At 65.7% G+C, this 19,788-nt stretch carries 21 protein-coding genes; 2 read left to right on the top strand and 19 right to left on the bottom strand.

What is annotated here, in order from left to right; all coding sequences use genetic code 11:
• Nucleotides 1–111: 111 nt before the first annotated feature.
• The 13 genes from EC839_RS01400 to EC839_RS01340 form a co-directional block, all read right to left on the bottom strand.
• Nucleotides 112–894: a TatD family hydrolase gene (locus EC839_RS01400; protein WP_132831911.1), complete on the bottom strand. Its 783-nt coding sequence runs from the start codon at nt 892–894 to the stop codon at nt 112–114.
• A gap of 55 nt (nt 895–949) precedes the next feature.
• Nucleotides 950–1,306: a PilZ domain-containing protein gene (locus tag EC839_RS01395; RefSeq protein ID WP_017641886.1), complete on the bottom strand. Its 357-nt coding sequence runs from the start codon at nt 1,304–1,306 to the stop codon at nt 950–952.
• 39 nt (nt 1,307–1,345) lie between these two features.
• A complete protein-coding gene (locus EC839_RS01390; protein WP_132831910.1) occupies nt 1,346–2,329 on the bottom strand; it encodes a DNA polymerase III subunit delta' in 984 nt (327 codons plus the stop codon).
• Nucleotides 2,322–2,960 carry a dTMP kinase gene (tmk, locus tag EC839_RS01385; protein ID WP_132831909.1) on the bottom strand — a complete coding sequence of 213 codons (639 nt, stop codon included), beginning with the start codon at nt 2,958–2,960 and terminating at the stop codon, nt 2,322–2,324. Before tmk ends, EC839_RS01390 begins: the two co-directional genes overlap by 8 nt.
• The gene (gene mltG, locus EC839_RS01380) at nt 2,957–4,015 is read right to left on the bottom strand and encodes an endolytic transglycosylase MltG (protein WP_132831908.1); all 1,059 of its coding nucleotides are present in this window, start codon (nt 4,013–4,015) and stop codon (nt 2,957–2,959) included. Before mltG ends, tmk begins: the two co-directional genes overlap by 4 nt.
• Before the next feature lie 3 nt (nt 4,016–4,018).
• On the bottom strand, nt 4,019–4,831 hold the full coding sequence (gene pabC, locus EC839_RS01375) for an aminodeoxychorismate lyase (RefSeq protein WP_177416663.1): 813 nt from the start codon (nt 4,829–4,831) through the stop codon (nt 4,019–4,021).
• A complete protein-coding gene (gene fabF / locus EC839_RS01370; protein ID WP_007160596.1) occupies nt 4,831–6,075 on the bottom strand; it encodes a beta-ketoacyl-ACP synthase II in 1,245 nt (414 codons plus the stop codon). The genes pabC and fabF overlap by 1 nt, the downstream gene beginning before the upstream one ends.
• Nucleotides 6,076–6,212: 137 nt before the next feature.
• Nucleotides 6,213–6,449 carry an acyl carrier protein gene (acpP, locus tag EC839_RS01365; RefSeq protein ID WP_007160597.1) on the bottom strand — a complete coding sequence of 79 codons (237 nt, stop codon included), beginning with the start codon at nt 6,447–6,449 and terminating at the stop codon, nt 6,213–6,215.
• A gap of 167 nt (nt 6,450–6,616) precedes the next feature.
• The gene (gene fabG / locus EC839_RS01360; protein WP_007160598.1) at nt 6,617–7,360 is read right to left on the bottom strand and encodes a 3-oxoacyl-ACP reductase FabG; all 744 of its coding nucleotides are present in this window, start codon (nt 7,358–7,360) and stop codon (nt 6,617–6,619) included.
• Nucleotides 7,361–7,375: 15 nt separating this feature from the next.
• Nucleotides 7,376–8,311, bottom strand: coding sequence for an ACP S-malonyltransferase (gene fabD / locus EC839_RS01355; protein ID WP_132831906.1), 936 nt, complete (start codon nt 8,309–8,311; stop codon nt 7,376–7,378).
• Nucleotides 8,312–8,393: 82 nt separating this feature from the next.
• Nucleotides 8,394–9,383 carry a phosphate acyltransferase PlsX gene (gene plsX / locus EC839_RS01350; protein ID WP_372237630.1) on the bottom strand — a complete coding sequence of 330 codons (990 nt, stop codon included), beginning with the start codon at nt 9,381–9,383 and terminating at the stop codon, nt 8,394–8,396.
• 6 nt (nt 9,384–9,389) lie between these two features.
• Nucleotides 9,390–9,572, bottom strand: a complete 183-nt coding sequence (rpmF, locus tag EC839_RS01345; RefSeq protein WP_007160601.1) for a 50S ribosomal protein L32 — start codon at nt 9,570–9,572, stop codon at nt 9,390–9,392.
• Nucleotides 9,573–9,582: 10 nt separating this feature from the next.
• Nucleotides 9,583–10,110: a YceD family protein gene (locus EC839_RS01340; RefSeq protein ID WP_027599034.1), complete on the bottom strand. Its 528-nt coding sequence runs from the start codon at nt 10,108–10,110 to the stop codon at nt 9,583–9,585.
• A 99-nt stretch (nt 10,111–10,209) separates the two neighbouring features.
• Between EC839_RS01340 and EC839_RS01335 the strand changes: the two genes are divergently transcribed.
• On the top strand, nt 10,210–10,788 hold the full coding sequence (locus EC839_RS01335; protein ID WP_132831904.1) for a nucleoside triphosphate pyrophosphatase: 579 nt from the start codon (nt 10,210–10,212) through the stop codon (nt 10,786–10,788).
• 18 nt (nt 10,789–10,806) lie between these two features.
• Here EC839_RS01335 and sppA read toward each other — a convergent pair whose 3' ends face one another.
• Genes sppA through rluC form a run of 3 tightly spaced genes read right to left on the bottom strand, consistent with a single transcriptional unit; the run spans nt 10,807 to nt 13,424 of the window.
• Nucleotides 10,807–11,799 carry a signal peptide peptidase SppA gene (gene sppA, locus EC839_RS01330; RefSeq protein WP_132831903.1) on the bottom strand — a complete coding sequence of 331 codons (993 nt, stop codon included), beginning with the start codon at nt 11,797–11,799 and terminating at the stop codon, nt 10,807–10,809.
• Nucleotides 11,792–12,478 (bottom strand): HAD-IIIA family hydrolase, encoded by a 687-nt coding sequence (locus tag EC839_RS01325; RefSeq protein WP_132831902.1) that lies wholly within the window; start codon nt 12,476–12,478, stop codon nt 11,792–11,794. Before EC839_RS01325 ends, sppA begins: the two co-directional genes overlap by 8 nt.
• The gene (gene rluC, locus EC839_RS01320; RefSeq protein ID WP_132831901.1) at nt 12,471–13,424 is read right to left on the bottom strand and encodes a 23S rRNA pseudouridine(955/2504/2580) synthase RluC; all 954 of its coding nucleotides are present in this window, start codon (nt 13,422–13,424) and stop codon (nt 12,471–12,473) included. The genes EC839_RS01325 and rluC overlap by 8 nt, the downstream gene beginning before the upstream one ends.
• Nucleotides 13,425–14,129: 705 nt before the next feature.
• On the opposite strand from rluC, the gene rne reads away from it, so the two are divergent.
• The gene (gene rne / locus EC839_RS01315; RefSeq protein ID WP_256680894.1) at nt 14,130–17,387 is read left to right on the top strand and encodes a ribonuclease E; all 3,258 of its coding nucleotides are present in this window, start codon (nt 14,130–14,132) and stop codon (nt 17,385–17,387) included.
• 602 nt (nt 17,388–17,989) lie between these two features.
• On the opposite strand, the gene rpsI is transcribed toward rne, so the two are convergent.
• The 3 genes from rpsI to nfi form a co-directional block, all read right to left on the bottom strand.
• The gene (gene rpsI / locus EC839_RS01310) at nt 17,990–18,382 is read right to left on the bottom strand and encodes a 30S ribosomal protein S9 (RefSeq protein WP_007160608.1); all 393 of its coding nucleotides are present in this window, start codon (nt 18,380–18,382) and stop codon (nt 17,990–17,992) included.
• Nucleotides 18,383–18,397: 15 nt separating this feature from the next.
• Complete coding sequence (rplM, locus tag EC839_RS01305) at nt 18,398–18,826, bottom strand: 50S ribosomal protein L13 (RefSeq protein ID WP_007160609.1); 429 nt, start codon at nt 18,824–18,826, stop codon at nt 18,398–18,400.
• 206 nt (nt 18,827–19,032) lie between these two features.
• Nucleotides 19,033–19,734, bottom strand: a complete 702-nt coding sequence (nfi, locus tag EC839_RS01300; RefSeq protein ID WP_132831900.1) for a deoxyribonuclease V — start codon at nt 19,732–19,734, stop codon at nt 19,033–19,035.
• Nucleotides 19,735–19,788: the final 54 nt, after the last annotated feature.

Genomic DNA, 19,788 nt, shown 5'->3' with positions numbered 1-19,788 from the left:
CAAGTGACTGGCCGCGTCGACCCCCGCGGCGCGGGCCAGGGAGGCGGCTCTCCGTCTGGGCGAACCGCTGGTCCGGCCCGGGTATCCCAGGATACCCGGGCCATTTTTTGCCTACAGGGTGGCGCGGGGAAACAGCCGGTGGAAGTTGGCGGTGGTCTGCTCGGCGAGGGTTTCCAGCGTCACCCCGCGCACATCGGCCAGGCACTGGGCGACCTCGACCACGAATTGCGGCAGGTTGGCCTTGCCGCGGTGAGGCACCGGCGCCAGATAGGGCGAATCGGTTTCCACCAGCAGGCGATCGGCCGGCACCTGACGGGCGACATCGCGCAAATCGGCGGCATTGCGAAAGGTCAGGATGCCGGAAAAGGAGATGTAGAAGCCCAGGTCCAGCGCCGCCTTGGCCGTTGCCCAGTCCTCGGTGAAGCAGTGCAGCACCCCAGCGCCCGGCAGGTCGGCAGCCCCCAGCATGGCCAGGGTATCGGCGCGCGCCTCGCGGGTATGGATCACCAGCGGCAGCCCCGTGCGCCGAGCCGCTTCGAGGTGCAGGCCGAAGGAGCGCTGCTGGATCTCGGCGGTGTCGGGCTGGTAGTGATAGTCGAGGCCGGTCTCGCCGATGGCGGCGACGCGCGGATGGGCCAGCCGCGCCAGCAGCCAGTCGAGATCGATGGCGCTGCCCTGGGCGGCATCCAGCGGGTGGATGCCCACGGCGCAGTGGACGTCGGCATAGCGTTCGGCCAGGGCCTGCACCGTGGGGGCATTGCCGGCATCGACGCCGATGCAGAGGAACTGGCTGACACCCCGAGCGCGCGCGGCATCCAGCGCTGCATCCAGGGAGCCGTCATGAAGGGAAAGATCGAGTCGATCCAGGTGACAGTGGGAGTCGACGAAGTGCACGAGAAATAGCCTTGAATCAGCAGCGACGCCCCGCCCCGAGCGGGACGGCGCAGCATCACATGGTATGGGTGGGACGGTCCGACTTCAGCGAGCCGGCCAGATAGGTTTCGATCTTGTTGCGCGCGGTATTGTCGCCTTCGTTGAACTGCACGCCGACCCCGGCGGCTCTGTTGCCCTGGGCGCCCTTGGGCGTGATCCAGACCACCTTGCCGGCGACCGGGATCTTGTCCGGCTCGTCCATCAGGTTGAGCAGCATGAAGACCTCGTCGCCCAGCTTGTAGGTCTTGCCGGTCGGGATGAACAGGCCACCATTGCGGATGAAGGGCATGTAGGCGGCATAGAGCACCGACTTGTCCTTGATGGTGAGGGACAGGATGCCATTACGGGGGCCCAGGTTCTGCGGCAAACTCATGAGATTCTCTCGACACAGGCAATACGGACGCGCGGATCGCTAGCGTCCGGGCACCAGACCGGCCCAGCGGATCAACAGCGATTCCAGCAACAATACGCGGTTGAGGTTGGCTTTGCCCAGCACCTTCTGCCGCTCGGCATGCAGCCATTCCTGCAGGTCAAGGACCTCGTGCGGCGCGCTCTTCTCCGCCAGGTAACCCAGCACCTTGGCCATGTCCGGTGCGGCTTCGGCATCGGCGCCACCCCACTGCTGGCGCAGCACGCCATGGGTCCATTCGCAGAACCAGTCGAGCAGCAGCGGCAGGGGTACGGCATTCCAGCTCTCGGCCAACTGACTGGGCGCCGCCTGGCGCTTGAGCAGGCGCTTCACCCCGTCCACCACCAGCGCCCGACGGGCCAGCACGTCCTCACCGTGCAGGCGCAGGGCCGCCAGCGGCGAGCCTCCAGCCAGCACCAGCAACTGGGTACGGACCTCCGCCTCGAGGTCCGGTAGACGCTCGCCCAGCCAGGCGAGACTCTCGGCCCGCGAGGGCACCGGACAGGCCTGTTGCACGCAGCGGCTGCGCACGGTGGGCAGCAGGCGACTCGGCTGGTGGCTCACCAGCAGCAGCACGGTAGCACCCGAGGGCTCTTCCAGACTCTTGAGCAGGGCGTTGGCGGCATTGAGGTTCATCGCCTCGACCGGCTCCAGCAGAATGAGCTTGCGCCCGCCCAGCTGCGCGGTCTGGGAGACGAAGTCCACCAGGCCGCGGATCTGATCGACGCGGATGGGCTTTTCGGCCTCTTCCGGCTGGATCACGCAGTAATCGGGATGAGTCCCGGCCCTGAGCAGGGCGCATGCCTTGCACTCGCCACAAGCGGTATCGCCCTGGGGCGCCTGGCACAGCAGCAGCGCCGCCAGGCGCTCGGCCAGGTCGCGCTTGCCGATGCCGCGCGGGCCATGCAGCAGATAGGCATGGGCATGCTGTCGCCGGGACGAGATCCGCGCCCAGAGCGCCTGCTGCCAGGGATAGACGTCAGCCACCTGGCGTCGGCTCCAGGGTGGCGACCAGGGCGCGCAGCTCAGCCTGCACCTCGGCGAGACTGCGCGAGGCATCGATCAGGCGATAGCGGGCCGGCACGGCCCGGGCGCGATCCAGATAGGTCTGGCGCACCGCCTCGAAGAAGGCGCGCTGCTCCTGTTCGAAACGATCCAGGGCGCCGCGCCGGGCTGCCCGTGCCAGGCCGATCTCCACCGGCAGGTCGAACACCAGGGTCAGGTCGGGTTGCAGGTCGCCCAGCACGAAGGCTTCCAGGGTGGCGATGCGTTCCACGGGCACACCGCGGCCACCGCCCTGATAGGCATAGGTCGCATCGACGAAACGATCGCAGAGCACCAGGGCACCGCGCGCCAGGGCGGGCCGGACGACCTGGGCCAGATGCTGGGCGCGGGCGGCGAACATCAGCAGCAATTCGGTATCCACGGCCATGGGCTCGGCGGCCGGCGCCAGCAGGATCTCGCGGATGCGCTCGGCCAGCGGCGTGCCACCCGGCTCGCGGGTCAGTACCACCTCGCGCCCACTGGCGCCGAGGAGCTCGGCGAGATAGTCGCGGTTGGTGCTCTTGCCCGCGCCCTCGGGGCCTTCGAGGGTGATGAACAGGCCGTTTGCCGTCATGGGGTTTCCTTGCTGTCGGGCGTCTGCGGAGCGGGACTGGAGCGGTAGTCGGAGCGCCGCTTAAGCTGGAAGTCGCGGACCGCCTGGTTGTGCGCCTCCAGGTCCTTGGAAAAGACATGGCTGCCGTCGCCACGGGCGACGAAGTACAGGCTGTCGCCATCCTTGGGATGCAGCGCCGCATGGATGGCCTCGCGCCCGGGCATGGCGATCGGCGTTGGCGGTAGTCCCGCGTTGAGATAGGTGTTGTAGGGCGAGGGCTCGCGCAGATCGGCGCGGGTGATGCGGCCGTTGTAGCGCTCGCCCATGCCGTAGATCACGGTGGGATCGGTCTGCAGCAGCATGCCGGCCGCCAGTCGCCGGACGAAGACCCCGGCGATCTCGTCGCGCTCCTCGGGCACGCCGGTTTCCTTCTCCACCAGCGAGGCCATGATCAGCGCCTGGTAGGCATCCTGGTAGGGCACCGCGGGATCGCGTGCCTGCCATTCCTGATCGAGCACGGCCTGCAGGCGCTGGTTGGCCTGACGCAACAGATCGGATTCGCGCTGGCCCTTCACATAGCGATAGGTATCGGGGAAGAAGCGTCCCTCGGGGTGCTGGCCGTCCAACCCCAGGCGTTTCATCAGGTCGGTATCGTCCAGCTCGGCGGTGTCGTGCTCGAGCTTGGGCTGCCGCGCCAGGGCAGCGCGCACCTGGCGGAAATTCCAGCCTTCCACCAGGGTGAGGCCATACTGCACCACCTCGCCCTTGCGCCAGAGGCTGAACAGCTGCTCCACCGTCATGCCCGGAGCCAGGCGGTACTCGCCACTATGCAGGGTCTGCCCAGCCAGATTGAAGCGCCAGTACAGGCGCAGCCAGAAGGCGCCGTCGAGCAGCCCCTGCTCTTCCAGGCGCAGCAGGCTGCCGCCCGGGGTCGCGCCCTTGGGGATCTCGATCAGTTGCTCGCCGTCGACCTTCAGCGGCTGAACCAGCGCCTGGTGCTGGCGCCAACCGGCCAGGACCAGCAGCAGGCCGCCAGCGGCCAGCAGCGCCGTAAGCAGAGCTCTCGCCTTGCGCATCGGCTATTCCAGAATCTCGTTTATCGAACCTTGCAGTTTACGGGTCACCGGCCCCACGGACCAGTTCGCGGCTGCGTACCGGCGCACGGGCCAGATACCGTACTGGCTGTTGCAGAGGAAAACTTCGTCGGCAGCCAGCAGATCGTCCAGCGCCAGCGGCAGGACTTCGGTCTGGATGCCTTCGCGGGCAGCGATATCGAGCAGCAGACCGCGCAGCACGCCGGCCACGCCACAGCCGTCCAGCGCGGGGGTCAGCAGCCGCCCGGCGCGGACCAGGAACAGATTGCTGAACACGCCCTCGATCGGCCTGCCGTCCTGATCCAGCATCAGGCCCTCGGCATAGCGGCTGTCATTCCACTCCCCCCGCGCCAGGACCTGCTCGAGTCGATTCAGGTGCTTGAGTCCGGCCAGCAACGGCTGCCGGGCCAGGCGTGTGGTGCAGGGATAGAGGTCGATGCCTTCGGTGGCATGGGCTACGGGATAGGCCGGGGCGGGAGAGCCCAGCAACAGGCGCCGCACCTCGGGCTCGGCTGGCGGGGCATAACCGCGCAGGCCGTCACCACGGGTGAGCAGCAGCTTGGCGACACCCTCCCCCAGCAGCGCCGCATAGGCGCGGATCTCGGCGTCCAGCTGAGCGACATCGCAGGCAATACGCAGCCGCTGGCAACCCGTGGCCAGCCGTTGCAGATGACGATCCAGCAGACGTGGCTGGCCCCGGCGTACCGCGATGGTCTCGAACAGCCCATCGCCATAGGCCAGACCCCGGTCACGTTGCAGACCGGGATCCAGCGGTTGGCCATTGAGCCAGTCCTGGATCAAGCGTCGAAGCGCCGGAACACCAGACTGCCGTTGGTGCCACCGAAGCCGAACGAATTGGACAGGGCCACTTCGATGGGCCGCTGCCGCGCCTCGTGGGGCACGAAGTCCAGATCGCAGCCGTCGCTGGGATTGTCCAGGTTGATGGTGGGCGGCGCCACCTGATCGCGCAGGGCGAGCACCGTGAAGATGGCCTCCACCGCGCCGGCGGCACCCAGCAGGTGACCGGTCATGGACTTGGTCGAACTCACGCTCAGGCGCTTGGCCTGCTCGCCGAACACCTGCTTCAGGGCCGCCACCTCGGCCAGGTCACCGGCCGGGGTGGAGGTGCCGTGGGCATTGACGTAGTCGACCGCTTCCGGCGCGATGCCGGCGTCCTTGAGGGTCGCCTTCATGCAGCGCGCGGCACCCGCGCCGTCTTCCGGCGGTGCGGTCATGTGGAAGGCGTCCGCGCTCATGCCGAAACCGATCAGCTCGGCATAGATGCGGGCGCCCCGCGCCTTGGCGTGTTCGTACTCTTCCAGCACCAGGGCGCCGGCGCCATCGGACAGCACGAAGCCGTCACGGTCGCGATCCCAGGGACGGCTGGCACGGGTCGGATCGTCGTTGCGGGTCGACAGGGCACGCGCCGCGCCGAAGCCGCCCAGACCCAGACCCGAGGTCGCCATCTCCGAACCGCCGGCGACCATGGCATCCGCCTCGCCGTAGGCGATGTTGCGCGCCGCCATGCCGATGCAGTGCGTCGCCGTGGTACAGGCGGTGGCGATGGCATAGTTGGGACCCTGCAGACCCAAGTGGATCGACAGGAAGCCGGACACCATGTTGATGATGGAGCCCGGTACGAAAAAGGGGGAAATACGGCGTGGACCCTGGGCGAGCAGCGACTGGCAATTCGCCTCGATATTGGTCAGTCCACCGATGCCGGAACCCATGGCGACACCCACGCGCTCGCGATTGCCATCGTTGATCTCGAGACCGCTGTCACGCATGGCCTGGAAGCTGGCAGCGAGACCGTATTGGATGAACAGATCCAGCTTGCGGGCTTCCTTCGCGGACAGATATTGCTCCACGTCGAATCCCTTGACCGATCCGCCGATCCGCGTGCTGAAGGCAGAGACGTCCATATGCTCGATCGGCGCGATACCGCTGCGACCGGCCAGGATGCCTTCCCAGCTGCTCGCCACATCGGCGCCAAGCGGCGATACCATGCCCATACCCGTGATCACGACACGTCTACGCGACACACCCAACTCCTCTTGTCCTTCCGGGGCGGCCACCCCTCTTAAAAAAAGCCGATTCCATCGATCTTGACCTTGGACCTAAAGAAAAGCCGCACGCCCTACAGGACGTGCGGCTTCTTGTGTCCGAAACTGGCGACTACTTATTGCTGGTGAGCAACGATGTAGTCGATAGCTTCCTGGACGGTGGTGATCTTCTCAGCCTGCTCGTCCGGGATTTCGGTCTCGAATTCCTCTTCCAGAGCCATCACCAGTTCGACGGTGTCAAGGGAGTCGGCGCCCAGATCCTCGACGAAGGAAGCGCTGTTGGTAACTTCCTCTTCCTTCACGCCGAGCTGCTCAGCGACGATCTTCTTAACGCGTTCTTCGATGGTGCTCATACCGTGTTCTCACTCCTAAAGGAAAAATCCGCACAACGGATTGCGCGTAAGTGTATAGAAAGGGATTTCCGTATTTCAAGCTGACGCGACATCAAGACGTATGCGCGGCCATTGCTGGTCCGACAGTTTACCAGCTTAGCGCAATAGCCGCGCGGGGGTAACGCCGGTCAGCTCATGTACATTCCGCCGTTGACGGGGATCGTGGCGCCGGTCACATAGGCCGCGCCCTCGCCCGCCAGGAAGCCGACCACCTTGGCGATCTCGTCGGCCTGGCCGAGGCGACCGGCCGGGATCTGGGTCAGCAGCGCGGTGCGCTGGGCTTCCGGCAGTTCACGCGTCATGTCGGTGTCGATGAAACCCGGGGCCACGGCGTTGACGGTGATGTTGCGCGAACCCACCTCGCGGGCCAGTGCCCGGGTGAAGCCCTCGAGACCGGCCTTGGCGGCGGCATAGTTGGCCTGGCCGGCGTTGCCCATGGCACCCACCACCGAGCCGATGCTGACGATGCGGCCCCAGCGACCCTTGGTCATGCCCTTGAGCACGGCCTTGGACAGGCGGAACAGGCTGTTGAGGTTAGTATCGATCACGTCGAACCACTCATCGTCCTTCATCCGCAGCATCAGATTGTCGCGGGTGATGCCGGCGTTGTTGACCAGGATCGACGGGGCGCCGAACTGGGTCTGGACCTGCTCGAGGGCGGCCGCGACGGAGGCGTTGTCGGACACATTGAGCACCAGGCCGGTGCCTTCGATGCCGTTGGCCTTGAGCGACTCGGCGATGCGCTGGGCGCCCGCCTCGCTGGTCGCGGTGCCGATCACGGTGGCGCCCAGCCGACCCAGTTCCAGGGCGATGGCTTGACCGATACCACGGGTAGCGCCCGTGACCAGGGCGACCTTACCTTGCAGACTCATCTCGTTTTCCTCGATTCAAAAAGCCGCGCGAGCGGCGGCGAAGGCGTCGGGGGTGTCCAGGGCCAGCGTTTCCACGCCCTTGACGCATCTCTTGTTCAGACCGGCCAGCACCTTGCCGGGGCCGCACTCCACCAGGTGGGTGACGCCCTGGGCCGCCAGGTACTGCACGGATTCGACCCAGCGCACCGGGCTGTACAGCTGGGCCAGCAGATCCTGCTGCAGGCTGGACAGGTCGGTGTTGACGCCGGCATTGACGTTCTGCACCACCGGAATTTCCGGCTGACTCCAGCTGCAGCCGCGCACGTCCTCGGCGAAGCGCTCGGCCGCCGGGCGCATCAGTTCGCAGTGGGAGGGCACGCTGACCGGGAGGGCCACGGCGCGCTTGGCACCCAGGGCCTTGCAGGCCTCGATGGCACGCTCCACCGCCGCGGCGGCACCGGCGATCACCACCTGACCCGGGGCATTGAAGTTGACCGCGCTCACGACCTCGCCCTGGGCGGCTTCGGCACAGGCGGCCAGCACCTGGGCGTCTTCCAGACCCAGGATGGCGGCCATGCCACCCTGCCCGGCCGGCACCGCCTGCTGCATCAGCTCACCACGCCGCGCCACCAGGCGTACCGCCTCGGCGAATGGCAGGCTGCCCGCGGCGACCAGCGCCGAGTATTCGCCCAGGCTATGACCGGCGACATAGGCCGGCTTGGCGCCGCCTTCAGCCAGCCAAAGACGCCACAGCGCGATGGAGGCAGTCAGGATGGCGGGCTGGGTACGGTCGGTCTGGTTGAGCGACTCCTGCGGGCCCTGCTGGGTCAGCGCCCAGAGGTCGTAGCCGAGGACGGCGGAGGCTTCGGCGAAGGTTTCGCCGATCAGTGCGTGGTGCGTGGCCAGCTCACCCAGCATGCCCAAGGCCTGGGAGCCCTGACCGGGAAAGACGAAAGCGAGAGAGGCAGACATAGGCAGGTCTCTTGTAGGTCCATTGCTGGCGAAACCGCGGTTCCGCCACTGACAGACTGAGATGTCGGTGTCGACCGGTCGGTCACACCGCTTTCAGAGCCGCCAAGTTTAACCGGATCCGCCCGGGGAGATCAGTCTCGACGTCGCGCAGGGCGCGCTCGATGGCCTGAACGAGACCGACTTCGCCTGCCGCGCCATGGCTTTTCACCACCACCGCATTCAGGCCGAGAAAGCTCGCGCCGTTGCGCAGCTCCGGATCCCAGTGGCGGAAACGCCGGGCCAGCCAGGGCTGCAGCAACTGGCGCTCGAGCCAGGACGCCGTGCCGCTGCGCTCGACCAGCAGGCGCAGCAGCGCCTCGCCGGACTTGAGCACGGCATTACCGGTGAAGCCATCGCAGACCACCACGTCCGCGACGGCGGCATAGAGATCACTGCCCTCGACGAAGCCGATGAAGTCGAAGGCCTGACTCTGGGCGAGGCGCCGTGCGGCCTCCTGGATCACCGGCGTGCCCTTGCCCGGTTCGCGCCCGACATTGAGCAGCGCGACCCTTGGCCGCACCAGGCCACGCGCCTGGGCCGCACCCGCCCCTAGATAGGCGAATTGCACCAACTGTTCGGCAGAGGTGTCGAGATTGGCGCCGAGATCTAGCAGCAGCGTCTGGTGCCTACCCCGTCCGGGCAGCGCCGAGATCATGGCGGGTCTATCGATGTCCGGCAGCGTTCCGAGCAGCAACCGCGCCAGTGCCATCCAGGCGCCGGTATTGCCGGCACTCAGGCAGCCCTGGGCGCGCCCTTGCTGAACAGCCTCCAAGGCGGCATGCATGGAAGTGCGAGCGCGACTACGCACCACGGCAGCGGGGCGCTCATCGGGCCCGACGAGGGCATCGACGTATTCGAACTGCAGGCGGTTGGCGAGGGAGGCAGGCGGTGACCAGGCCGACAGGGCGTCGCGCTGACCACAGAGGAGAAGGTGTAAGGCAGGAAAACGCTCGAGAGCGTCGAATGAAGCAGGAACAATGCAGCGGGGACCGAAGTCCCCGCCCATTGCATCGATCGCGATGACGATTTCGATCGAGGATTACTCGTCGGAACCCTTGTCGATCACTTTGCGACCGCGGTAGAAACCGTCGGGCGACACGTGGTGGCGCAGGTGAACTTCACCGGTGCTCTTCTCCACGGACAGAGCGTTCGCTTCGAGGGCGTCGTGCGAACGACGCATGTCGCGAGCGGAACGGGATTTTTTGTTCTGCTGAACAGCCATGATTTAACTCCTAAACGTTTGGGTCACGCTTCAACTGCGCAAGTACACTGAACGGGTTGGGTCGCTTTTCCTCGTCCGCCGGCTCTTCGGGCGCCTCGAAACCTTCCGGATGCTGGCAATCCCCTTCCGGATGCACAGGAATGATCGGCAGAGCGAGCAACAGCTCTTCTTCGATCAGGCTATGCAGATCCAGCGGATCTTCGCCAACCTCCAGGGCATCGTAACCCTGTGGCAAGGCATCGGCCGACTGCCCCTCCCAGAGCACGGCGAAATCGAATTCGCTGTGGATGGGAAGCACTGCCGGCTCCAGACAACGCTGGCAGATCATCTCGACCGCGGTATCGAGGACACCGTGGATGACGAACTGCCGCTGTTGATCACGCCCGAAGTCGAGGACGACGGCTACCGCGCCTTCGGACTTCACGAGCTGCTCGCCGACACGCCGCATGTTCGCGAGAGGCAGCTCACCCTTGAGGGTTACGCCGCGATCCGCCAATTTGCGAGGATCGACCTGAGGTGGAATTGGCCCATTCAACATAAGCGCGCCATTATAGGGACGGCCTTACGGCTGTCAAAGGAAATTAACCCCGAAGCGACTCCGACCGACCTCTGGTCGATCTCGCCCGAGAACAAACTGATGCCTCTCATTCTACTCGCTTCCAGCTCGCCTTACCGCCGCCAATTGCTGGAAAGACTCCAGCTGCCCTTCGCTCATCAATCGCCGGACATCGACGAAACGCCGCGGCCCGGCGAAAGCCCAAGGGCGCTGGTGGAGCGCCTGGCCCGGGCCAAGGCCGCCGCCCTGGCCGACCAGCCGGCGCCGACCCTGATCATCGGCTCGGATCAGGCGACCGCCATCGACGGCGAGATCCTCGGCAAGCCCCTGACGCCTGAGCGAGCCCGGCAGCAGCTGGCCCGGGCCAGCGGTCGCACCCTGGTGTTCCATACCGGACTGGCCGTGCTGGACAGCCGCACCGGGGAGTGCCGCAGCGAGGTGGTGGATTTCCAGGTACGCTTTCGCCCGCTCGACGTCGCGACGATCGACCGCTACCTGTTGGCGGAACAGCCCTACGATTGCGCCGGCAGCTTCAAAGCCGAGGGCCTGGGCATCGCCTTGTTCGAGGCCATGCGGGGGGACGACCCGACTAGCCTGATCGGCCTTCCCCTCATTCGCCTCGCCGCACTGCTGCGGGAGGCTGGCCTGCAGGTCCCTTGAGACCTGCAGGCTGTCGCCCTAGCGCAGCGCCGGACCCTGCCAGCCCATGTAGAGCGCCAGGCGCTCGGCGACACTGGCGCCCAGGCGCTTGGCGAAACGGTCGAAGGGCGAATCTTCCTGGGTGTAGTCGACCAGGCGCTCTTCCTTGACCACATCGCGCGCCACATAGCTGGCGCTGCCGAGGCCATCGATCAGCCCCAGGGACAGCGCCTGCTCGCCGGACCAGACCAGCCCGGAGAACAGCTCCGGATGACCCTCGACCTTGAGCCGGTCGCCACGCCCCTTCTTGACGCTGTCGATGAACTGCTGATGGGTGGTATCCAGCACCTGCTGCCAGAAACGGGTCTCTTCGGGCTTCTGCGGCTGGAAGGGATCGAGGAAGGCCTTGTGTTCGCCCGAGGTGTAGACCCGGCGCTCCACACCCAGCTTTTCCATGGTGCCGACGAAGCCGAAGGAGGCCGCCGTCACGCCGATGGAGCCGACCAGGCTGGCCTTGTCGGCATAGATGGCGTCGGCCGCGCTGGCCACATAGTAGGCGCCGGATGCCCCCAGGTCGGCGATCACCGCATACAGCTTGATATCCGGATGCAGACCGCGCAGGCGCTTGATCTCGTCATAGATGTAGCCGGATTGCACCGGACTGCCGCCCGGACTGTTGATGCGCAGCACCACGCCGCGGGTATTGCTGTCGTCGAAGGCCTTGCGCAGGGCCGTGACCACATTGTCGGCACTGGCCTTCTCGTCGTCGGCGATCACGCCCTTGAGTTCGATGAGCGCGGTATGGGCGCCGGACTCGGTCACCCCACCCTTCTTGCCCAGCGACAGCAAGGGCGTGAACAGCACCAGCATGACGATCAGGTAGGCGAAGGTCAGCAGCTTGAAAAAGATGCCCCAGCGCCGCGCCCGCCGCTGCTCGCGCACGCTGGCGAGCATGGTTTTCTCGATCAGGGCCCAGGTCTTGTCGTCCGCCGGACGCGTACGTCCGCTGTCTTCCTTCCACTCGTCAGCCATGCCCAACCTCACTCCTGACCACAACATTGTCACCCAGCCATAGCGCCAGGTCCGCGAAAGCTTCGATCACCAGGCGCGGCCCGAAATCCCTCAGCACCTCGGCCGGCTGGGCGCCATAGGCCACTCCGACCGCGGCGACCCCGGCACGGCGGGCCATTTCCAGGTCGAACACCGCGTCCCCGATCAGCAGGGCGCGCTCCGGCGCCACGCCGCAATGGGCGAGGATCTCCTCGACCATCTGCGGATCGGGCTTGCCAGCGGCCTCGTCGGCGCAGCGGGTGATGTCGAAGAACTCGCTCAGGCCATGCTGCTGCAGCGAGCGGGCCAGGCCGCGCCGGCTCTTTCCCGTCGCCACGGCCAGCTGGTAGCCCTGGGCGCGAAAGCGCTGCAGCCCGCTCAGCACCTCGGGAAACAAAGGCGACGCCTGCTGTTCGCGACGGACGAATTCGGCGCTGTAGGCATCGCGAAAGCCCTCGATCTGCGCCGGAGTGACCAGGTGCGGATAGAGCGTCTGGATGGCCGCGACCAGCTCCAGGCCGATGATGCCCTTGATGGCCACATCGCTGCGCGGCGGCAAGCCCAGTTGCTCGGCCGCCACGTGCATCACCTCGACGATCCGGCCGATGGAATCCGCCAGGGTGCCGTCCCAGTCGAAGATCAGCAGCTGGTAATCAGGCATCCAGACGCTCCAGCGTCTGACTCCAGGTGCTGTCGACCGGCGCCTCCAGGCGCAACTCGCCGCCTTCGGGCAGCGGAATCACCAGACTCGCCGAGTGCAGGAACAGCCGCTTGCCGCCCAGCTCGCGAATCTCCTGGGAGAAGTCTTCGTCGCCGTACTTGGGATCGCCGGCGATGGCATGCCCGGCGTGGCGGGCATGGACGCGGATCTGGTGGGTACGCCCGGTCACCGGCCGCGCCTCGACCAGGGTGGCGAATTCGCCGTAGCGCCGCAGCACGCGGAATTCGGTGAGCGCCTCCTTGCCTTCGTCATTGACCTCGACCATGCGCTCGCCGGACCTGAGGGTGTTCTTGAGCAGGGGCGCGCTGATCTTCTTCTTGGCCGCCGGCCAGTGGCCGCGCACCAGGGCGTGATAGCGCTTGTCGACGCCGTCGCCGCGCAGAGCCTCGTGCAGGAAGCGCAGCATGCTGCGCTTCTTGGCGATCATCAGCAGGCCCGAGGTATCCCGGTCTAGACGATGGACCAGCTCGATGTCGCGGGCGTCGGGACGCAACTGGCGAAAGACCTCGATGACTCCACCGGACAGGCCACTGCCGCCGTGCACGGCTATGCCAGCCGGCTTGTTGATGACGATCAGGGCCTTGTCCTCGTGGACGATGGACTCTTCCAGACGCTCGAGCAGCCCCTTGGCCAGGGGTGCCGGCTCGTCGGGCTCGGACAGACGCAGGGGGGGTACGCGGATCTGGTCGCCGGCCTGCAGGCGGTAGTCGGGCTTGATGCGCCCCTTGTTCACCCGTACTTCGCCCTTGCGCAGGATGCGATAGATGAGGGTCTTGGGCGCACCCTTGAGCTGGGTACGCAGGAAGTTGTCGATGCGCTGGCCGGCATAGTCGGCGGGCACATCGAGCAGTTGAACGCCGGTGCTGGGAGAAGGAGGCTTAGTCATCGGCAGATGATAGCAATTTTCCCTTATTTGAAGCACTTAAAGCTTGCTGCTATAGTCCGGAGGCGGTCATCAGTCCTGTCTGGATGGCACCGCTCGCGAGGCCGTAGATTCCGCCCGCGAATATAGGCTGCAAATGCAATAGTCACTGGACGTCTGGCCGTCCAGCAGAACGCCGACTCTGCCCAAGGGGGTGAGTGGCGATCTGCGATCCGCCTGGTAACCAAGGCAGCGGCACCCAGGGTGCCAGCTGTAAAACGACAACCGCTCCGGACCTTGCGGGCGGCACCTGATTCCTGAAGATTGTGTGCAGGATGGAGATGCACAACCAGCGTATCGCGTAGCCTGACAGTACGCCTGCAGCCCGCTTCGCGCCCAGCTTCGGCCAAGGTGACGATCGCAGGTGGAAGCCTCAAGGCCAACGGCCGATGCTCCAACCGAGCGACACCTGACACGAATCCCGCGACGACCCGGCTGCCCGAGCCTTTCGGCTGTCACGCCCGCACCATGCCTGGTTGATTCCTCCTCCTGTGGAGCTGCAACGGCAGTCGCTCAAGCGCCTGCAGGAGACGTAGTCGCGGCGCGCCCCAGGGCCTGCTGCTGGACACGAAGGCCGGCTTTACCCGGCTTCGATACGACCCCGTGCACCCTTCTCTTGAATCCTGTTGCCACCCTGCGGGCCGAGAGCCCGGAACGTAGTGGTATTACATGAAGAGAATGCTCATCAACGCGACCCAGCCCGAGGAATTGCGGGTTGCCCTGGTCGACGGTCAACGGCTGTTCGACCTGGACATCGAGTCCGGAGCCCGCGAACAGAAAAAGGCCAACATCTACAAAGGCCGCATCACCCGCATCGAACCCAGCCTGGAAGCCGCCTTCGTCGACTTCGGCGCCGATCGCCACGGCTTCCTCCCACTGAAGGAAATCTCCCGGGAATACTTCAAGAAGAACCCGGAAGGCCGCGTCAACATCAAGGAAGTGCTCTCCGAAGGCCAGGAAGTAGTCGTCCAGGTCGAAAAGGAAGAGCGCGGCAACAAGGGCGCCGCCCTGACCACCTTCATCAGCCTCGCCGGTCGCTACCTGGTGCTGATGCCCAACAATCCCCGTGCCGGCGGCATCTCCCGTCGCATCGAGGGTGAAGAGCGCAACGAACTGCGCGAAGCCCTGAACGGTCTGAACGCTCCGGGCGACATGGGCCTGATCGTGCGCACCGCCGGCCTGGGCCGCAGCACCGAAGAACTACAGTGGGACCTCGACTACCTGCTGCAACTCTGGTCCGCCATCACCGAAGCCTCGGGCGAGCGCAAGGGCCCCTTCCTGATCTATCAGGAAAGCAACGTCATCATTCGCGCCATCCGCGACTACCTGCGCCAGGACATCGGCGAGGTCCTGGTCGACAGCGTCGAAGCCCAGGAAGAAGCCCTGAGCTTCATCCGCCAGGTGATGCCGCAGTACGCCAGCAAGATCAAGCTCTACCAGGACAGCGTCCCGCTGTTCAATCGCTTCCAGATCGAAAGCCAGATCGAGACCGCCTTCCAGCGCGAAGTGAAGCTGCCGTCCGGCGGCTCCATCGTCATCGATCCCACCGAAGCCCTGGTGTCCATCGACATCAACTCGGCGCGCGCCACCAAGGGTGGCGACATCGAAGAAACCGCCCTGCAGACCAACCTGGAAGCGGCCGAGGAAATCGCCCGCCAGCTGCGCCTGCGCGACATCGGCGGCCTGATCGTCATCGACTTCATCGACATGACCCCGGTCAAGAACCAGCGCGCCGTGGAAGATCGCGTCCGCGAAGCCCTGGAAGCCGACCGCGCCCGCGTGCAGATCGGTCGCATCTCCCGCTTCGGCCTGCTGGAAATGTCCCGCCAGCGCCTGCGCCCTTCCCTGCGCGAAACCAGCGGCATCGTCTGCCCCCGCTGCAACGGCCAGGGCATCATCCGCGACGTGGAATCCCTGTCGCTGGCCATCCTGCGCCTGATCGAGGAAGAAGCCCTCAAGGATCGCACCGCCGAGGTGCGCGCCCACGTACCCATACAGGTGGCGTCCTTCCTGCTCAACGAGAAGCGCAACAGCATCACCAAGATCGAGCTGCGTACCCGCGTGCGCATCATCATCCTACCGGACGATCACATCGAGACCCCGCACTTCGAAGTGCAGCGTCTGCGTGACGACAATCCCGAGCTGCTGAACAGTCAGTCCAGCTACGAGATGGCCAACACCGAAGCCGAAGAGGTGCAGCCGGTCAGCTCCACCCGTACCCTGGTGCGCCAGGAAGCGGCCGTGAAGGTGGCGCCCGAGCGGGCGCCAGCGCCCACCCCGGTCGCCGCCGAAGTGGTCGCACCGGCCGCCCCTGCCGCCAAGACCACTGCCGAGCCGAACCTGTTCAAGGGTCTGGTGAAGTCCCTGGTCAGCCTGTTCGCCGGCAAGACCGAAGAGCAGCCCATGGTCGACAAGACCGCTGCCGCACCGGAAGCGCCCAAGAGCAGCGACGAGCAGCGTCGCCAGGACGAGCGCCGCAACGGTCGTCAGCAGAATCGCCGCCGCGAAGGCCGTCGCGACGACGAGCGCAAGCCGCGCGAAGACCGCCAGCCGCGCGCCGATCGTGGCGAACGCAGCGAGCGCCCGGCCCGTGAAGAGCGCAAGCCGCGCGAGGAGCGTCAGGCCCGTGAAGACCGTCCGGCTCGCGAGGAGCGTCAGCCGCGCGAAGAGCGCGCCAATCGCGAAGAGCGCCAACCGCGCGAAGAACGCCAGCCCCGCGAGGAGCGTCAGCCGCGTGAGGAGCGCGCCAATCGCGAAGAGCGCCAGCCGCGTGAAGAGCGTCAGCCCCGCGAAGAGCGTCAGCCTCGTGAGGAGCGCCAGCCCCGCGAAGAGCGCGTGAGCGCCGAAGAGCGTCCGGTTCGCGAAGAGCGTCAGCCACGCGAAGAGCGCAAGCCGCGTGAAGAGCGTCAGCCGCGTGAAGAACGCAAGGCGCGCGAAGAGCGCCAGGAAGCGGCCAGCGCCGAAGAGCTGCATGAAGAAGAGGTGCTGGAAGGCAACGACGAGCTGGAAGAAGGCGAAGAGCGTCCGCGTCGCCGCTCCCGCGGTCAGCGTCGTCGCAGCAACCGTCGCGAGCGTCAGCGTGATGCCAACGGCAACTTCATCGAAGACGAAGAGCAGAGTACTGCAGCCACCGACGCCCCGGTCGCGCCGGCCGCGGTCGCCCTGGGTACCGCCGTCGTGGTCAGCGAAAGCGTGACCGCCATTGCTACCCAGGAAGAGGCTCGTGAAGTCCGCCAGCAGAAGCCGGAAGTCGCTGCCGAGACCACCCCTGCTGCCGCCGAAGCGACCCAAGAAACCGCAATGGAGCAGCCTGCAGCAGACGCTCCTGCCCAGCCGGAGATCCTCACCCCCCAGGTGAGCCAGCTGCAGGACGAGCGCGCACCGCACCAGGAAGTGGAAATCGCCGCGCCAGCCGCCGAGCAGGTCGCTCCGGTAACGGCGACCGCGCCGATTCCTGCGGCATCGGTCGAGGCCGAAGCAACTGAATCGGCCGCCGGTCGCGCTTCCAACGATCCGCGTGAGCGCCGTCGTCGCGAGCGCCTGGCTCGCGAAGCTGAAGCCGCACGAGCCAAGCAGGCCGAGCAGGACGCGCAAGCCCCTGCCTTGGGTGCCATTGCAGAAACCGAGGAAACCTTCGCCACCGCAGCGGTTGGTACCGTCGAGCCGCAACAGACGCCCGAGGCCCAGCCGGCCCCGATCGCTGAAGAGCTGCCTGCAGCCGAAGCCGAATCGGCACCGATCGTGGTGGAAGAGCCCGTCGAAATCGTGCCCAGCCCTGCGCAGGAAGAAGCGGCTACCGTCGCCCTGACCGGCGAAGCCGACACCCCTGTAGAGGCTCCCAAGGCCGATGCGGTGAAAGAGGGCGAAGCCACCCAGGCCGAGCTCGATCGCAAGCTCAAAGAGTCGCGGGAAAATCATCCCGGCTGATCTCAGCAAGCCATGAAAAGGGGCGCCTAGGCGCCCCTTTTTTATGCCCCCGCGTCGGGTGGGCATGGAGTACCGAGGGTAATGAGCCAGCCCCATGAACCCGAACCGGCGGATCGACGCAGGCTCGCTCTTTACGTACTAGAGCCCTGCCCGCGACGAAGCCCTGCTTAGTTGAGCGTCGTCGATGGAGCTACCTCAATCCAACCTACCGACCCTGGGGATCGACACGGGCTGGCGCTGAGCGTGGAAGGCCAACACTGGGCGAGACGGCCTGACTGTTGGGCTTCGATGATGGAGCTGCTCAACCCAACCTACGGATCCAGAGAATCGACGCAGGCTGGCGCTGAGCGTGGCGAAGGCCAACACTGGGCGAGACGGCCTGACTGCTGGGCTTCGACGATTGAGCCACCCCAGCCCAACCTACTTTGCCTGGGAAGTCGACGTAGGTTGGCGCTGAGCGTTAGCGAAGCCCAACGTTCGGCAGATGCCTGACTACCGGCCTTCAGCGCCCCCCCTTCAGCCCGACGGACCCTTTGCCGAAAAATCCCAGGCATAAAAAAACCCAGCCGCTTGGCTGGGTTTTTCGAGCGTATCCCGAAGGATTAACGCTTGGAGTACTGCGGACGCTTACGCGCTTTGCGCAGACCGACTTTCTTACGCTCGACTTCACGGGCGTCACGAGTGACGTAACCGGCTTTGCGCAGGGAGCTACGGTAGCCTTCGTCGTACTCGATCAGCGCACGGGTGATGCCGTGACGGATAGCACCGGCCTGACCGCTCACACCACCGCCAGCGACGGTAACGTAGACGTCGAACTTCTCCAGGGTCTCGGTCAGCTCGAGGGGCTGACGCACGACCATGCGCGCGGTCTCGCGACCGAAGAAGGTGTCCAGAGCGCGATCGTTGATGGAGATCTTGCCAGTGCCCGGACGGAGGAAGACACGAGCGGTGGCAGTCTTACGACGGCCGGTACCGTAATTTTGAGTTGCCGACATGTTGTACTATCCCGATTAAAACTTGAGTTCTTGGGGCTGCTGAGCGGTGTGCGGATGGTTCGCACCCTTGTACACCTTGAGCTTGCGATACATGTCGCGGCCCAGCGGGTTCTTCGGCAGCATACCCTTGACGGCGGTCTCGATGACGCGCTCGGGAGCACGGGCGATCAGCTTTTCGAAGTTGATCGACTTGATGCCACCCGGGAAACCGGAGTGATGGTAGTACATCTTGTCGGTAGTCTTGGCACCGGTCACACGAACCTGCTCGGCGTTGATGACGACGATGTAGTCGCCGGTGTCAACGTGAGGGGTGTATTCGGGCTTGTGCTTGCCACGCAGGCGAGTGGCGATTTCAGTAGCCAGACGACCCAGAGTCTGGCCAGCAGCGTCGACGACGTACCAGTCGCGCTTAACGGTTTCCGGTTTTGCGGTGAAAGTTTTCATTCTCTATGGCCTCAGAGGCCGCCCTGGTAAAAAGACGGCAAATTCTACACAACAGTGCAACCCCAGACAAGTCGGGGGCAGCCGGAAACAGACGCTCTTCGGGGGCTCGGGTCGGCGTCCGCTACGGCGATCTCGGCAGGCTTAGGCATCCCCCGCCAAGAAAGCTGCGGCATGATACCCGTTCAGGCCAGAAAAGCAACCGCAAGCTAGAAAGAAAATAGCGCCTGAGTCGCTGCCGAACCCTGGCGACGCGAGGCCAGGTGATCGGCTAGCCGCGTCGGTTCCGGCAGGCGGTGACGCCTTACGCAGGCCATGACCAGCGCGGGTGCGCTGGCCAGGCTGACCCGGTGTCCAGGCGAGACGATCAGCGGCTTGACCCGATCCTTGCTGCGCAACACTGTGCCGATCACCCCACCCTCGCGATCCAGCAAGTCGACCTGGCTGCCGCGCGTCTCGGCGAGTTCGCCGTGGTGACCGGTGAGAATCTTCTTGGCCACGCCGATCGTCGGCAGACCGGTGACCACCCCCAGATGGGCGGCGATGCCCAGCCGGCGTGGATGGGCGATGCCATGGCCGTCGCAGAACACCAGCTCGGGGGTCTCCGGCAATTCCGCCAGGGCCTGGAGCAACGCCGGCAGTTCGCGAAAGGACAGCAGGCCCGGCACATAGGGCATCACGGTGGGGATGCGGGCGACGGCATGGGCCAGTGGCTGCAGCGTCTCGGCATCCAGCAGAACGGCGACCGCGCGGGTGATCTCGCCACCCTCCTCGAAGCCCACGTCGACACCGGCGTAACGCCGCGGCGCGTCGAAGTCGTCGTGCAGCAGAACCTGCGTGGCCAGTTGCTTCTGCAGAATGCGCGCCTGGGCGGGCGAGCCGTCCCACTCGGCGAAGGGATCGGAATTCACACGTACCTCCCGAAATCCTGGGTCAAAGGATTGATCCTTCAACCCGGTCAGGGT

Source organism: Pseudomonas sp. JUb52 (genome assembly GCF_004341115.1).
Taxonomy (GTDB): Bacteria; Pseudomonadota; Gammaproteobacteria; order Pseudomonadales; family Pseudomonadaceae; genus Chryseomonas; species Chryseomonas oryzihabitans.
The sequence above is the reverse complement of the archived record's forward strand: the minus strand, read 5'-3'. Positions and strand labels throughout refer to the sequence as shown.